Origin of the sequence: Kosakonia sp. CCTCC M2018092 (assembly GCF_003864115.1) — a bacterium.
Taxonomy (GTDB): domain Bacteria; phylum Pseudomonadota; class Gammaproteobacteria; order Enterobacterales; family Enterobacteriaceae; genus Kosakonia; species Kosakonia cowanii.
In genome coordinates, this window is the sequence record NZ_CP034225.1 from 2,607,455 (window position 1) to 2,621,291 (window position 13,837).

15 protein-coding genes are annotated in these 13,837 nt (G+C 57.2%); 12 read left to right on the forward strand and 3 right to left on the reverse strand.

Annotated features, from left to right (window positions below; translation table 11 throughout):
* Positions 1–10: 10 nt before the first annotated feature.
* The gene (locus EH164_RS12425) at positions 11–1,051 is read right to left on the reverse strand and encodes an oxidoreductase (RefSeq protein ID WP_124968441.1); all 1,041 of its coding nucleotides are present in this window, start codon (positions 1,049–1,051) and stop codon (positions 11–13) included.
* Between the two features lie 197 nt (positions 1,052–1,248).
* Here EH164_RS12425 and blr point away from each other — a divergent pair, with 197 nt between their 5' ends.
* From blr to nth, 10 genes are all read left to right on the forward strand, one after another.
* Positions 1,249–1,386: a division septum protein Blr gene (gene blr, locus EH164_RS12430; protein ID WP_023481427.1), complete on the forward strand. Its 138-nt coding sequence runs from the start codon at positions 1,249–1,251 to the stop codon at positions 1,384–1,386.
* Positions 1,387–1,624: 238 nt separating this feature from the next.
* Positions 1,625–1,840: a transcription modulator YdgT gene (ydgT, locus tag EH164_RS12435; RefSeq protein ID WP_124968442.1), complete on the forward strand. Its 216-nt coding sequence runs from the start codon at positions 1,625–1,627 to the stop codon at positions 1,838–1,840.
* Positions 1,841–1,925: 85 nt separating this feature from the next.
* The gene (locus EH164_RS12440; protein WP_023481384.1) at positions 1,926–2,366 is read left to right on the forward strand and encodes a DUF2569 domain-containing protein; all 441 of its coding nucleotides are present in this window, start codon (positions 1,926–1,928) and stop codon (positions 2,364–2,366) included.
* Positions 2,367–2,444: 78 nt separating this feature from the next.
* A complete protein-coding gene (gene rsxA, locus EH164_RS12445) occupies positions 2,445–3,026 on the forward strand; it encodes an electron transport complex subunit RsxA (protein WP_124968443.1) in 582 nt (193 codons plus the stop codon).
* Positions 3,026–3,604: an electron transport complex subunit RsxB gene (rsxB, locus tag EH164_RS12450; RefSeq protein WP_124968444.1), complete on the forward strand. Its 579-nt coding sequence runs from the start codon at positions 3,026–3,028 to the stop codon at positions 3,602–3,604. Before rsxA ends, rsxB begins: the two co-directional genes overlap by 1 nt.
* Entirely contained in the window at positions 3,597–6,020 is a 2,424-nt protein-coding gene (rsxC, locus tag EH164_RS12455; protein WP_124968445.1) for an electron transport complex subunit RsxC, read from the forward strand. Before rsxB ends, rsxC begins: the two co-directional genes overlap by 8 nt.
* Positions 6,021–7,073, forward strand: coding sequence for an electron transport complex subunit RsxD (gene rsxD / locus EH164_RS12460; RefSeq protein ID WP_124968446.1), 1,053 nt, complete (start codon positions 6,021–6,023; stop codon positions 7,071–7,073).
* Between the two features lie 9 nt (positions 7,074–7,082).
* Positions 7,083–7,703 (forward strand): electron transport complex subunit RsxG, encoded by a 621-nt coding sequence (gene rsxG, locus EH164_RS12465; protein ID WP_124968447.1) that lies wholly within the window; start codon positions 7,083–7,085, stop codon positions 7,701–7,703.
* A gap of 3 nt (positions 7,704–7,706) precedes the next feature.
* Complete coding sequence (locus EH164_RS12470) at positions 7,707–8,408, forward strand: electron transport complex subunit E (RefSeq protein ID WP_124968448.1); 702 nt, start codon at positions 7,707–7,709, stop codon at positions 8,406–8,408.
* Positions 8,408–9,040, forward strand: a complete 633-nt coding sequence (gene nth, locus EH164_RS12475; protein ID WP_094420003.1) for an endonuclease III — start codon at positions 8,408–8,410, stop codon at positions 9,038–9,040. Before EH164_RS12470 ends, nth begins: the two co-directional genes overlap by 1 nt.
* A 4-nt stretch (positions 9,041–9,044) precedes the next feature.
* On the opposite strand, the gene EH164_RS12480 is transcribed toward nth, so the two are convergent.
* Positions 9,045–9,470, reverse strand: a complete 426-nt coding sequence (locus EH164_RS12480) for a CopD family protein (protein ID WP_124968449.1) — start codon at positions 9,468–9,470, stop codon at positions 9,045–9,047.
* Positions 9,471–10,212: 742 nt separating this feature from the next.
* On the opposite strand from EH164_RS12480, the gene dtpA reads away from it, so the two are divergent.
* Both dtpA and gstA read left to right on the forward strand, forming a co-directional pair.
* A complete protein-coding gene (gene dtpA / locus EH164_RS12485) occupies positions 10,213–11,715 on the forward strand; it encodes a dipeptide/tripeptide permease DtpA (protein WP_023481746.1) in 1,503 nt (500 codons plus the stop codon).
* A gap of 105 nt (positions 11,716–11,820) precedes the next feature.
* Positions 11,821–12,426, forward strand: a complete 606-nt coding sequence (gene gstA, locus EH164_RS12490; RefSeq protein ID WP_124968450.1) for a glutathione transferase GstA — start codon at positions 11,821–11,823, stop codon at positions 12,424–12,426.
* A 78-nt stretch (positions 12,427–12,504) separates the two neighbouring features.
* On the opposite strand, the gene tyrS is transcribed toward gstA, so the two are convergent.
* Positions 12,505–13,779 carry a tyrosine--tRNA ligase gene (gene tyrS, locus EH164_RS12495; protein WP_023481336.1) on the reverse strand — a complete coding sequence of 425 codons (1,275 nt, stop codon included), beginning with the start codon at positions 13,777–13,779 and terminating at the stop codon, positions 12,505–12,507.
* Positions 13,780–13,837 lie beyond the last annotated feature (58 nt).

A 13,837-nucleotide genomic window follows, 5' to 3' on the forward strand; every position in this document is an offset into this window, starting at 1 on the left:
AGCCATTCGTTCAGGTGAGGCTGAGGGTTGCGCGGTGTTTTGCCGACTCGATACCAAGCTCAATCAGTTCCATAATGCGGATCGCCTGGCTGGCCGGCACCGGATTCTCACCGCCGCCCATCAGCGCATCGCGGATTGCCGCGTAATAAGCCGGATAGTTGCCCGGCAGTGTCAGCCAGGTCTCCTCTTTACGCGTTTCACCATCAATGCGGGTCAACACGCCATCGCGCATGTCGTAGCCCCAATCCTCCTGCGGTAAGCGCGCCCCGCTTTTTAAGCGCTCCTCCTGCGGATCAAGACCATATTTCACATAGCTGCCGCGCGTGCCGTGGACGATATAGCGCGCGGATTCCGCCGCCGCCAGCAGCGTGCCGTGCAGCACCACGCGGCGCTGGGGATAGGTCAATACCGCGTGAAAATAGTCGGTGGATTGCGCGCCCGGGCGCAGCTGGGCCAGATCGACAGTTAATGAGACCGGCAGACCAAACAGATTGATCGCCTGATCAAGCAAATGCGGGGCTAAATCGTACCAGATGCCGCTCCCCGGGCCGCCCTGTTCGCGCCAGCGGTCACGCACCTGCGGGCGGAAGCGGTCGAAATGGGATTCGAAATAGGCGACTTCACCCAGTGCGCCATCGGCAAGCAGCGCTTTCAGCGTCAGGAAGTCGCTGTCCCAACGGCGATTGTGAAACACCGATAACAGGCGGCCATAGCTGCGGGCCAGCGCGTCCAGCTCGCGCGCCTGTGACAGTGTCACGGTAAAGGGTTTATCGACCACCACATGTTTGCCCGCTTCCAGCGCCGCTTTCGCCAGCGGAAAGTGGGTATCGTTAGGCGTGGGGATGACAATTAAATCAATATTGGGATCGTTAAACAGACGTTTGGGATCGGCAACAACATCGACGTTGGGCCAGTCCGCTTTGACCTTTGACTCATCACTGCTGGAAATAGCTGCCAGCGCCATACCGGCGGTGCCAGCGATCAGCGGAGCATGAAATGTTTTACTGGCGTAGCCATATCCGATCACGCCAACCCGAATAATATCACTCATATCACGGCCTCTTTTCAGTGGACCTCCATTTCACACTATCTGCCTGATGCCGACAACCGCTGTTGTAACGCATTTTTAAGGTGAATAATTCAGCGCATTCTGGTCTGGTTTCCGCTTACAAAATCTGCTTAAATCTGCGCCCAACACCCGTTAATGACTACCGGCGTGTGATGTGAATCCCAGGGAGCAGTATAAATATGACCGCAATATTCAATCGGATTGTTGAATTAATGGGCTGGATTGTGCTCGGCGTATCAACCATTCTGTTGGTGTTTGCCAGCCATATTGATAATTACCAGCCGCCTGAGCAAAGCGTGGTAGTGCAAAAGAAATAAAGGTATTCCCTATTGCTGCGATAGCCCATATCGCGCCAGAAGCGGGTTGCCCGTCCTGAGGAAGGACGTTAACCTTCTTCGCCCGGCGCCTTTGTGGCGCCTGGTTTTTATCTGAAAAGAATATGCTTAATTTAATGGCAGATTATTCTCACGCTAGTTACGCCCGGATAATAACGTCTGTTATTTGCGCGCATAGCCGTTCTTTTTTTGCCTCTTCATTATATGGACACCCTCCGACATGACCGTGCAGGACTATTTATTAAAATTTCGCAAAATCAGTTCGCTTGATAGCCTGGAAAAGCTCTTTGATCACCTTAACTACACCCTGACCGAGAGCAGTGAGATCATTAATATGTACCGCGCAGCCGATCACCGCCGCGCTGAACTGGTCTCCGGCGGGCGGTTATTTGACATTGGGTGCGTTCCGCGCTCGGTATGGCGCTACGTGGTCTGAGGCCGCTGGCAATCGCCGTGCGATGCTTTATACTCGTCGCCCGGCAATGTTTGCCGCAACTGAATGTGTTAACAGAGGAAATGGCATGACAACAACACCCGCAGAACGTATCGGAGGCTGGTTACTCGCCCCTCTGGCCTGGTTGCTGGTCGCGTTATTAAGCACCTCGCTGGCGTTAATGCTGTATGTCACCGCCCTGTTAACGCCGCATGCGCTCTCGGCCCTGCTGGCGCAGCCGTCGAAAGCGATGCTGCTGTTGATCTTATCCTTTGTTTTTGCCGCCGCGCTCTGGTGCTATACGCTCTGGCTGACCATCGCCTTTTTCAAACGCCGCAGCCTGGTGCCGAAACACTATATTATCTGGCTGCTGGTCTGCGTGCTGCTGGCGATAAAAGCGTTTGCATTTTCACCCGTTTCCGATGCGATGGCGGTTCGCCAGCTGATCTTCCCTTTGCTGGCAGCGGCGCTGTTTGTGCCCTACTTCAAGCGCGCGGTGCGCGTGAAGAAGACCTTTATTAACCCGTAAATAACCTTACAGTTAACCTGTTGTCGCCCGCGGCTGTTTGCCCGATAATAGGCGGCTTTTTTCATTTCAGGCCACATAATGACAGACTATCTTCTGCTATTTATCGGAACGGTACTGGTCAACAACTTCGTACTGGTGAAGTTTCTTGGCCTGTGTCCGTTTATGGGCGTTTCCAAAAAGCTGGAAAGCGCAATGGGTATGGGGCTGGCGACCACCTTCGTAATGACCATGGCTTCGATCTGCTCATGGCTTACCGACAACTGGGTGCTGATCCCGTTGAACCTGGTCTATCTGCGCACCCTCTCCTTTATCCTGATTATTGCCGTGGTGGTGCAGTTCACCGAGATGGTGGTGCGTAAAACCAGCCCGGCGCTCTATCGCCTGCTCGGTATCTTTCTGCCGCTTATCACCACCAACTGCGCGGTGCTTGGCGTCGCCCTGCTCAACATCAACCTTGGGCACAACTTTATGCAGTCGGCGCTGTATGGCTTCGCCGCCGCCGTCGGCTTCTCACTGGTGATGGTGCTGTTCGCCGCAATCCGCGAACGCCTTGCCGTCGCCGATGTTCCCGCGCCGTTTCGCGGTAACGCGATTGCGTTAGTTACCGCCGGCTTAATGTCTCTGGCCTTTATGGGCTTTAGTGGTCTGGTAAAACTGTAATGAATGCGATAACCATCGCCGTTGCAGTCCTGAGCGTACTTGGGCTGCTGTTCGGCCTGATCCTCGGTTACGCCTCGCGCCGGTTTGCGGTCGAGGACGATCCGGTTGTTGAACGTATTGATGAAGTGCTGCCGCAGAGCCAGTGTGGGCAGTGCGGCTACCCCGGCTGTCGCCCCTACGCCGAAGCGGTGGGCACCAAGGGCGAAAAGATCAACCGCTGCGCCCCCGGCGGTGAAGCGGTAATGCAGAAAATCGCCACGCTGTTAAACGTCGATCCGCAGCCAATTGACGGCGATGCCGACGCACTGGAGCCGGTGCGCATGCTTGCCATCATCGATGAGAGCAACTGCATCGGCTGTACAAAATGCATTCAGGCCTGCCCGGTCGACGCCATCGTCGGCGCAACCCGCGCCATGCATACGGTGGTAAGCGATCTCTGCACCGGCTGTAATCTTTGTGTGGATCCGTGCCCGACGCAGTGTATCGACCTGCGCCCGGTTGCGCCAACCACGCAGAACTGGAAATGGGATCTGCACACCATTCCGGTGCGCACTATTCCCGTGGAGCACCATGCTTAAGTTATTTTCCGCATTTCGAAAAGAGAAACTGTGGGATTTCCACGGCGGCATTCATCCGCCGGAGATGAAAACCCAGTCGAACGGTACGCCGCTGCGTCAACTGCCGCTGGCGAACCGTTTTGTCATTCCCTTAAAGCAGCATATCGGCGCTGAAGGCGAACTGTGCGTCAGCGTGGGCGATAGCGTTTTGCGCGGTCAGCCGCTGACCCGTGGCCGCGGTCGTATGCTGCCGGTGCACGCGCCGACCTCCGGCACCGTTGTGGCGATTGCCCCTCATGCTACCGCGCACCCCTCCGCCCTGCCTGAACTGAGCATCATTATCGAAGCGGATGGCGAAGATCGCTGGATTGCGCGTGAAGGGTGGCAGGATTATCGCACCCAGAGCGTTGAAGCACTGATTGAGCGCATCCATCAGTTCGGCGTTGCCGGGCTGGGCGGTGCGGGCTTCCCGACTGGTGCCAAGCTGCAAGGTGCAGGCGATAAAGTCGATACGCTGATTATCAATGCCGCCGAGTGCGAGCCCTATATCACCGCCGACGATCGCCTGATGCAGGATTGCGCCGCGCAGATTATGGAGGGGGTGCGCATCCTCGCGCATATCCTTCAGCCGCGCCAGGTGCTGATCGGTATCGAAGATAATAAACCGCAGGCGATCTCGATGATGCGTGCGGTGCTGGCGGGCAGCCACGATATTCAGCTGAAAGTGATCCCGACCAAATACCCCTCCGGCGGCGCAAAACAGCTGACGCAGATCCTCACCGGCAAGCAGGTGCCGCACGGCGGACGCTCGTCCGATATCGGCGTGCTGATGCAGAACGTCGGCACCGCCTACGCGGTGAAGCGTGCGGTGATTGATGGTGAACCGTTAACGGAGCGCGTGGTGACCCTGACCGGTGAAGCGGTTACCCGCCCGGGCAACGTCTGGGCGCGGCTCGGCACGCCGGTTCGCCACCTGCTTGATTACGCGGGCTTCCAGCCTTCGGCAGAACAGCTGGTGATCATGGGTGGCCCGCTGATGGGCTTTACCCTGCCGTGGCTGGATGTTCCGGTGGTCAAAATTACTAACTGCCTGTTGGCTCCTTCGGCCAGTGAAATGGGAGAAACGCAGGAAGAGAAAGGCTGCATCCGTTGCAGCGCCTGCGCCGACGCCTGCCCGGCGGACTTGCTGCCGCAGCAGCTCTACTGGTTCAGCAAAGGCCAGCAGCACGACAAAGCCATCGCACACAATCTCTCTGACTGTATTGAGTGCGGTGCCTGCGCATGGGTCTGCCCGAGCAATATTCCGCTGGTGCAATATTTCCGCCAGGAGAAGGCGGAGATCTCCGCGATCGCCGAGGAAGAGCGACGCACCGCCGAAGCGAAGGCGCGTTTTGAAGCCCGTCAGGCGCGTCTTGAGCGCGAGAAACTGGCGCGCCAGGCGCGTCACAAGCAGGCTGCCGCGAAACCTGGCGAAGAGGATAAGCAGGCGATTGAAGCCGCCCTCTCCCGCGTGAAAGAGAAACAGGCCGCTGCCGCAGAGCCGGTGGTGGTGCAGGCTGGCGCAGAGCCTGATAACCGCGAAGTGATTGCCGCCCGCGAAGCGCGTAAAGCCGAGGCGCGTGCGCGCCAGGCAGAAAAAGCGCAGCAGGCTGAGGCTGAAGGCGACGATCCGCGCAAATCCGCTGTCGAAGCAGCGATTGCCCGCGCTAAAGCCCGTAAAGCTGAGCATGCGCAGAAAGTCGCTGCCGCGACCGAGCCGGAAACCACTGAGTTAGTTGATCCGCGCAAAGCCGCCGTTGAAGCGGCAATCGCCCGTGCGAAAGCGCGCAAAGCGGAGCAGGCACAGAAAGAGGCGCCTGCTGCCGAGCAGGAAGCCAGCGAACCGGTTGACCCGCGCAAAGCCGCCGTTGAAGCGGCAATCGCCCGTGCGAAAGCGCGCAAAGCGGAGCAGGCACAGAAAGAGGCTCCTGCTGCTGAACCGGAAGCCAGCGAACCGGTCGATGCGCGCAAAGCCGCCGTTGAAGTGGCGATTGCTCGCGCCAAAGCACGTAAAGCGGAGCAGGCACAGGCGCAGAAAGAGGCTCCTGCTGCCGAAACGGAATCCCGCGAACCGGTCGATCCGCGCAAAGCCGCAGTTGAAGCGGCGATTGCCCGCGCCAAAGCACGTAAAGCGGAGCAGGCACAGGCGCAGAAAGAAGCTCCTGCTGCCGAGCCAGAAACCAGCGAGCCGGTTGACCCGCGCAAAGCCGCCGTTGAAGCGGCGATTGCTCGCGCGAAAGCCCGTAAAGCAGAGCAGGCCCGCGCGCAATCCAGCGCAGAAGAGGCCTCCACGCACACCCAGGCTGCCAATGACGATCCGCGTAAAGCGGCGGTCGCGGCGGCCATTGCCCGAGTTCAGGCTAAAAAAGCCGCGCAGCAAGCTGTTAACGAGGATTAAATGGTTTTCAGAATCGCAAGTTCCCCCTACACCCATAACCAGCGCCAGACCTCGCGCATTATGCTGCTGGTCACGCTGGCGACGATACCGGGCATCGCCGCGCAGCTCTGGTTTTTTGGCTGGGGAACATTGATCCAGCTTATCCTCGCTATCGTCAGCGCCCTGTTGGCGGAAGGGCTGGTGCTGAAGCTTCGCAAACAGTCCGTCAGCCCCATACTGGCGGATAACTCGGCCCTGCTGACCGGCCTGCTGCTCGCCATCAGCATCCCCTCTTTTGCACCGTGGTGGATGGTGGTGCTGGGCACCGTATTTGCGGTGATTATCGCCAAGCAGCTGTATGGCGGTCTCGGCCATAACCCCTTTAACCCGGCGATGATCGGCTATGTGGTGCTGCTTATCTCCTTCCCGGTGCAGATGACCAGCTGGTTGCCGCCCCATGATATTGCGCGCACGGTCCCCGGTTTGCTGGATGCTATTGGGGTGATTTTCACCGGTCACAGCACCACCGGCGCGACGATGGATGCCCTGCAAATGGGGGTGGATGGCATCAGCCAGGCGACGCCGCTCGACACCTTTAAAACCTCGCTGCATGCCGGACACAGCGTTGAGCAGATTATGCAGTACCCGATTTACAGCGGCGTGCTGGCGGGTGCAGGCTGGCAGTGGGTCAACCTCGGCTACCTGGCGGGCGGGATCTTTTTGCTGTCGCAGAACACCATTCGCTGGCATATCCCGGTCAGCTTCCTGCTCTCGCTGACCCTGTGCGCCACCCTCGGCTGGCTCTTTGCCCCGCAGAGCTTCTTAGCCCCGCAGCTCCATCTGCTCTCTGGCGCGACGATGCTCGGCGCGTTCTTTATTCTTACGGATCCGGTCACCGCCTCGACCACCAATAAAGGCCGCCTGATCTTCGGCGCACTGGCCGGTTTGCTGGTGTGGCTGATCCGCAGCTTCGGTGGTTATCCGGACGGCGTGGCCTTTGCGGTACTGCTGGCAAATATCACCGTGCCGCTGATTGATTACTACACGCGCCCGCGTGTGTATGGACATCGTTAAGGAGCCGTCATGCTAGAGACAATGCGTAAACATGGCGTCACGCTGGCCCTCTTTGCCGCTGGCTCCACCGGCCTGACCGCCGCCATTAATCAGATGACCAAAAGCACCATCGCCGACCAGGCGGTGTTGCAGCAAAAAGCGCTCTTCGACCAGGTGCTGCCGCCCGAGAGCTATACTAACGCGTTGGCGCAGAGCTGTTATGTGGTAAGCGACCCGGCGCTCGGCAAAGGTTCGCATCGCGTATGGATTGCGCAGAAGGAGGATAAACCGGTGGCGGCGGTGATTGAATCGACCGCGCCGGATGGCTACTCCGGTGCTATCCAGCTGCTGGTCGGCGCGGATTTTAGCGGCACGGTGCTGGGCGTGCGTGTTACCGAACACCATGAAACGCCGGGGCTTGGGGATAAAATCGAGCTGCGCATCAGTAACTGGATCACCTACTTTACCGGCAAGAGAATCGATGGTCCGGCCGACAGCCACTTCGCCGTAAAGAAAGATGGCGGCGATTTCGATCAGTTTACCGGTGCGACCATCACCCCGCGCGCGGTGGTGAATGCGGTGAAACGCACCGGAATTTACGCTATGACGCTGCCTGAGCAGCTGTCCCGTTTGCCAGAGTGTGGAGAGTAAACGATGAGCGAAGTAAAAGAGGTTATTGTCCAGGGGCTGTGGAAAAACAACTCCGCGCTGGTGCAGTTACTCGGCATGTGTCCGCTGCTGGCGGTCACGTCGACCGCTACCAACGCCCTCGGGCTGGGTCTGGCCACCACGCTGGTGCTGACTCTGACCAACCTGTTTATCTCCCTGCTGCGCCGCTGGACGCCGTCGGAGATCCGTATTCCCATCTACGTAATGATTATCGCCTCGGTGGTGAGCGCCGTGCAGATGCTGATCAACGCCTATGCTTTCGGCCTCTATCAGTCGCTGGGGATCTTTATTCCGCTGATCGTCACCAACTGTATCGTGGTCGGTCGCGCAGAGGCCTTCGCAGCGAAGAAAGGGCCGGTGCTGTCGGCGCTGGATGGTTTTGCCATCGGCATGGGGGCGACCGGCGCGATGTTCGTGCTTGGCTCCATGCGTGAGATACTCGGCAACGGCACTCTGTTTGACGGCGCGGATGGCCTGCTGGGTAGCTGGGCCAAAGGGTTGCGTATCGAAGTGTTCCATACAGACTCCCCTTTCCTGCTGGCGATGCTGCCGCCGGGCGCGTTTATTGGCCTCGGTATGATGCTGGCGGGTAAATATTTAATCGACCAGAAAATGAAAAAACGTCGTGAAGCCGCTGCCGCCGCGCAGGTCAACGACGCGCAAGGGACTTCGCCCGGGAAGGCATAATGAATAAAGCGAAACGCCTCGAGATCCTCACCCGGCTGCGGGAGAACAACCCGCATCCGACCACTGAACTGAACTTCACCTCACCGTTTGAACTGCTGATCGCCGTGCTGCTCTCAGCCCAGGCGACGGATGTCAGCGTCAATAAAGCGACGGCGCTGCTCTACCCGGTTGCCAATACGCCGCAGGCGATGCTGGAGCTGGGCGTGGATGGCGTGAAGCAGTACATCAAGACCATCGGCCTTTACAACAGCAAAGCGGAGAACGTCATTAAGACCTGCCGCATTTTGCTGGAAAAACATGGCGGTGAAGTGCCGGAAGATCGCGCCGCGCTGGAAGCGCTGCCGGGCGTCGGGCGTAAAACCGCCAATGTGGTACTCAATACCGCCTTTGGCTGGCCGACTATCGCTGTCGATACGCACATTTTCCGCGTCTCTAACCGCACGCGCTTTGCGCCGGGGAAGAATGTCGAAGAGGTGGAGGAGAAGCTGCTGAAAGTGGTGCCGGCGGAGTTTAAAGTCGACTGCCATCACTGGCTCATTCTGCACGGGCGATACACCTGCATCGCCCGTAAACCCCGCTGCGGCTCCTGCATCATTGAAGATTTGTGCGAATACGACAGCAAGACCGATTAACGCCTCAGAAGGGGCGTACCACCGCCAGTAGCGTAATCACCACGGTAAACAGCACCAGCAGCCGCGTTGCGTTGTTCAGCGCGCCTGTACGCTTCAGGGTTTCCCCATTCGCCAGACGGCGTAGCGTGGCGGAGAGAAAGCCGTGCAGGCCCGATAGCAGCACCACAAACACGATCTTGACGATTAACCACAGGTGCGGCATCTGCCCGTAGGCCACCAGCATGGCGATCCCGGCAATCCACAGCACGATCATCGCCGGGCTGGTCATTCTGCGGTTCCAGCTGCGTACATCGTTAAGCAGAATCAGGGTGGTACTTTTATCTTTCTGTCGCAGGCTCCACTGCGCCACCATGGCGGTCATCAGCATGCCGCCAATCCAGACGATTGCGCTGACAATATGTACTGCGTTGATCCACGGATGAAAATTCATCGCTTTGCTCCCATAAAAATGAAGTCAGAAGTCTGCCACTGCAGCCCCCTGCTGTCATGAACAACCGGCTTATCCGGGCAAGAATTGTTAATTATTTCTCTGTTAAGCGTATCGCTTGCAAAAAATGCCGCCACAAAGTGGCTGATTTTAGGAGATAACTCATTGTGATATGCCTCACAACTCTGCAAAAGAGTCACCCGGTGACACGATCGGGCAGTCGAATGGCGCTTTGAGCAAATAATCATCCGCTTATACACTTTCTGACAGTCGAAACCTTTTTTTAGAAGAAAAAAATCCAACGCTAAGCCCTTTGGGGCTTATTTGCTAAGGTAATGTTAATAAAGGGCTAAATGTTAAAATTTACGCGTCCCTGATATCCATCCCACACCCTCTCGGGCGGGACATCCAACCAGATATGTCTCAGAAACCAGCCCGATGCACTGCCTGTGCGCGAAAATAGCCGAACATATCCCTTACCGCCGCTTCATGATGTTAAGAACCAGTAGAAAAATCCACTTTTACCAAAATGATAAAATTAAACTCTGAATAACAATTCAGTTTGCCGAGCAAAGTTATGCGCTGGATCTATGTAACAGAATATGTCAAAAGACTTGCCTCATGAGCCAGGATAGTGAACATTACCCGCCGTTTCTCCTCCCAATATAACTAAAAGCGTGATGCAAACTGGTTATCGCGCGCTGAACACCCCCCGTTAATATGGGATGTAAAAAAAGAGGTCTACGTGTCAACTGCAAACAAACCAACAGAAAGCGTCAGCATGAACGCTTTCAAACAACCGAAAGCGTTCTATCTCATCTTCTCGATCGAATTGTGGGAACGTTTTGGTTACTACGGCCTGCAAGGGATTATGGCCGTTTACTTGGTCAAGCAACTGGGAATGTCGGAATCAGACTCCATTACGCTCTTCTCCTCCTTTAGCGCGCTGGTCTATGGCCTGGTGGCTATCGGCGGCTGGCTGGGCGACAAAGTGCTCGGCACCAAACGTGTGATCCTGCTGGGCGCGATTGTGCTGGCGCTCGGTTATGCGCTGGTGGCCTGGTCAGGTCACGATGCCAGCATCGTCTATATGGGCATGGCGGCCATCGCGGTCGGTAACGGTCTGTTTAAAGCCAACCCCTCTTCGCTGCTCTCCACCTGCTATGACAAGGATGACCCGCGTCTCGACGGCGCGTTCACCATGTATTACATGGCGGTGAACGTTGGCTCCTTCTTCTCAATGCTGGCAACGCCGTGGCTTGCTGCCCGCTTTGGCTGGAGCACCGCGTTTGGTCTGAGCGTCGTTGGCCTGCTGATCACCATCGTTAACTTTGCTTTCTGCAAACGCTGGGTGAAAAACTACGGCTCAAAACCGGACTTCGAACCGCTGCGTATCGGCTACCTGCTGGCAACCATCGTCGGTATCGCGGTGCTGATCGCTATCGCCACCTGGCTGCTGCATAACCAGGGTATCGCGCGTATGGTGCTGGGCGTGATCGCACTGGGCATTATCGCTATCTTCGCGAAAGAGACCTTTACCCTGCAGGGCGCGGCACGTCGTAAGATGATCGTCGCCTTTATCCTGATGGTGCAGGCTATCGTCTTCTTCGTGCTCTACAGCCAGATGCCGACCTCCCTGAACTTCTTCGCTATCCGTAACGTTGAACACACCCTGTTCGGCATCGCGTTTGAGCCGGAGCAGTATCAGGCGCTGAACCCGTTCTGGATCATTATCGGTAGCCCGATTCTTGCCGCTATCTATAACAAAATGGGCGACACTCTGCCGATGCCGCACAAGTTTGCCATCGGGATGGTGCTCTGCTCTGGCGCGTTCCTCGTGCTGCCGCTGGGCACCAAGTTTGCCTCTGATGCCGGGATTGTTTCCGTAAGCTGGCTGATTGCGAGCTACGGCCTGCAGAGTATTGGTGAGCTGATGATCTCCGGCCTTGGCCTGGCGATGGTCGCGCAGCTGGTGCCGCAGCGTCTGATGGGCTTTATTATGGGTAGCTGGTTCCTGACCACTGCGGGCGCGAATATTATCGCTGGTTACGTGGCCAACCAGATGGCGATCCCGGAGAACGTTACCGACCCGCTGATGTCCCTGAACATCTACGGTAGCGTCTTCCTGCAGATTGGTATTGCGACGGCGGTGATTGCCGTGCTGATGGTGCTGACCGCGCCGAAGCTGAACCGCATGACCCAGAGCCGTGACGACGCGGATGAAGCGTCCAAAACCGCCACTGCGTAATCGCAAGCGGGTAAAAATGAAGAAGCCGTTAACGTCAGTTAGCGGCTTTTTTTTTATGCAACGGCGTACTACTCTATGCCGGAATTCAGATAAAAGGAAACGTCGATGAAACTGTTCTACAAGCCAGGTGCCTGCTCACTCGCCTCCCATATCGCGCTGCGCGAAGCCGGGAAAGAGATCTCCCTTATTAGCGTCGATCTGATGAAAAAACGTCTGGAAGATGGCGAAGACTTTTTCGCGATTAACCCGAAAGGCCAGGTTCCGGCGCTGCTGCTGGATGACAACACGCTGATCACCGAAGGCGTTGCCATTATGCAGTACGTTGCGGATAACGCGCCGCAAAGCCAGCTGCTGCCCGCTGTCGGCACCCTGCCGCGCTACAAGGCGCTGGAGTGGCTGAACTATATCGCCACCGAGCTGCACAAGGGCTTCACCCCGCTGTTCCGCCCGGATACGCCGGAAGAGTACAAACCGACCGTGCGCGCACAGCTAGAGAAGAAGCTGCACTACGTTAACGACTCTCTGAGCGGCAACGGCTGGATCAGTGGTGAGCACTTCACTATTGCCGATGGCTATCTCTTCACCGTGCTGCGCTGGGCGCATGCGGTAAAACTCGATATGAGCGGTTTTAGCAATATTGGAGCCTACATGGCGCGCGTGGCGGCCCGCCCGGCGGTGGCTGCGGCGCTCTCTGCGGAAGGCATTGCCTGATTTACAGCAGCCTGCCTGAATGCAGGCAAAGAAAAAGGCGGGAATATCCCGCCTTTTTTATCGTCTGAAGCCAGAGAATTACTTCCAGCACACCAGGCAGTAGTTCTTCTTACCGCGACGCAGCAGCGTGTAGCGACCAAACAGACGGTCAGCATCGGTGAAGAAATACTCCGGATCGGCCTGCTTTTCACCGTTGATGGTGACAGCATTAGAGGCGATGGTTTTGCGCGCCTGGCCGCGGGACGGTTGCAGCTCGGAATCAACCAGCGCCTGCATCAGATCCGCGCCCTTCTCCATCTCAACCATCGGTACGCCATCCTGCGCCAGCTGCTCAAAGTCGGCTTCGCTGAGATCGCTCAGCGTGCCGTTGAACAGGCTTGCAGTGATGCGTTTCGCGGCGGTCAGACCCTCGTCACCGTGAACCAGACGCGTTACCTGCTCGGCCAGCACATACTGCGCGCGCGGCGCTTTCCCGCTGTTCTTATCCTCTTCTTCCAGCGCGTTGATCTCGGCGATGTCCATAAAGGTGAAGAACTTCAGGAAGCGATAAACATCCGCATCGGCGGTGTTGATCCAGAACTGGTAGAACTTGTACGGGCTGGTTTTCTTCGGATCGAGCCACACCGCGCCGCCTTCGGTTTTACCAAATTTGGTGCCGTCGGCTTTGGTGATCAGCGGTACGGTCAGGCCGAAGACCTGGTTCTGATGCAGACGACGGGTCAGGTCGATACCGGAGGTGATGTTGCCCCACTGATCGGAGCCGCCAATCTGCAGCGCCACGCCGTAGCGCTCGTTCAGGCAGGCAAAGTCATAGCCCTGCAGCAGGTTGTAGGAGAATTCAGTGAAAGAGATGCCGACATCATCGCGGTTCAGACGCTGTTTGACCGCTTCTTTGTTAATCATCTGGTTAACAGAGAAGTGTTTACCGATATCGCGCAGGAAGGTCAGCACGTTCATGCTGCCGAACCAGTCGTAGTTGTTCGCCGCAATAGCCGCGTTCTCGCCGCAGTCAAAATCGAGGAACGGTGCCACCTGGTTGCGGATCTTGTCGACCCACTCCTGCACGGTATCTTCGGTATTGAGTTTACGCTCGGTGGCTTTAAAGCTCGGATCGCCGATAAGCCCCGTTGCGCCGCCCACCAGCGCGACCGGTTTGTGACCCGCCTGCTGGAAGCGTTTCAGGCATAACAAAGGAACCAGATGCCCCAAGTGCAAGCTGTCAGCGGTGGGATCGAAGCCGCAATAGAGCGCGATTGGCCCCTGCGCCAGTCGCTCTGCTAACGCTTCCTCATCCGTCACCTGGGCCACCAGGCCCCGCTCTTGCAATTGTTTAATCAAGTTACTGCTAGCCATCAAATTCTCCATGTATAAAACGGACTGCACCTATGCCGGTACACGACTTTTCGCCAGA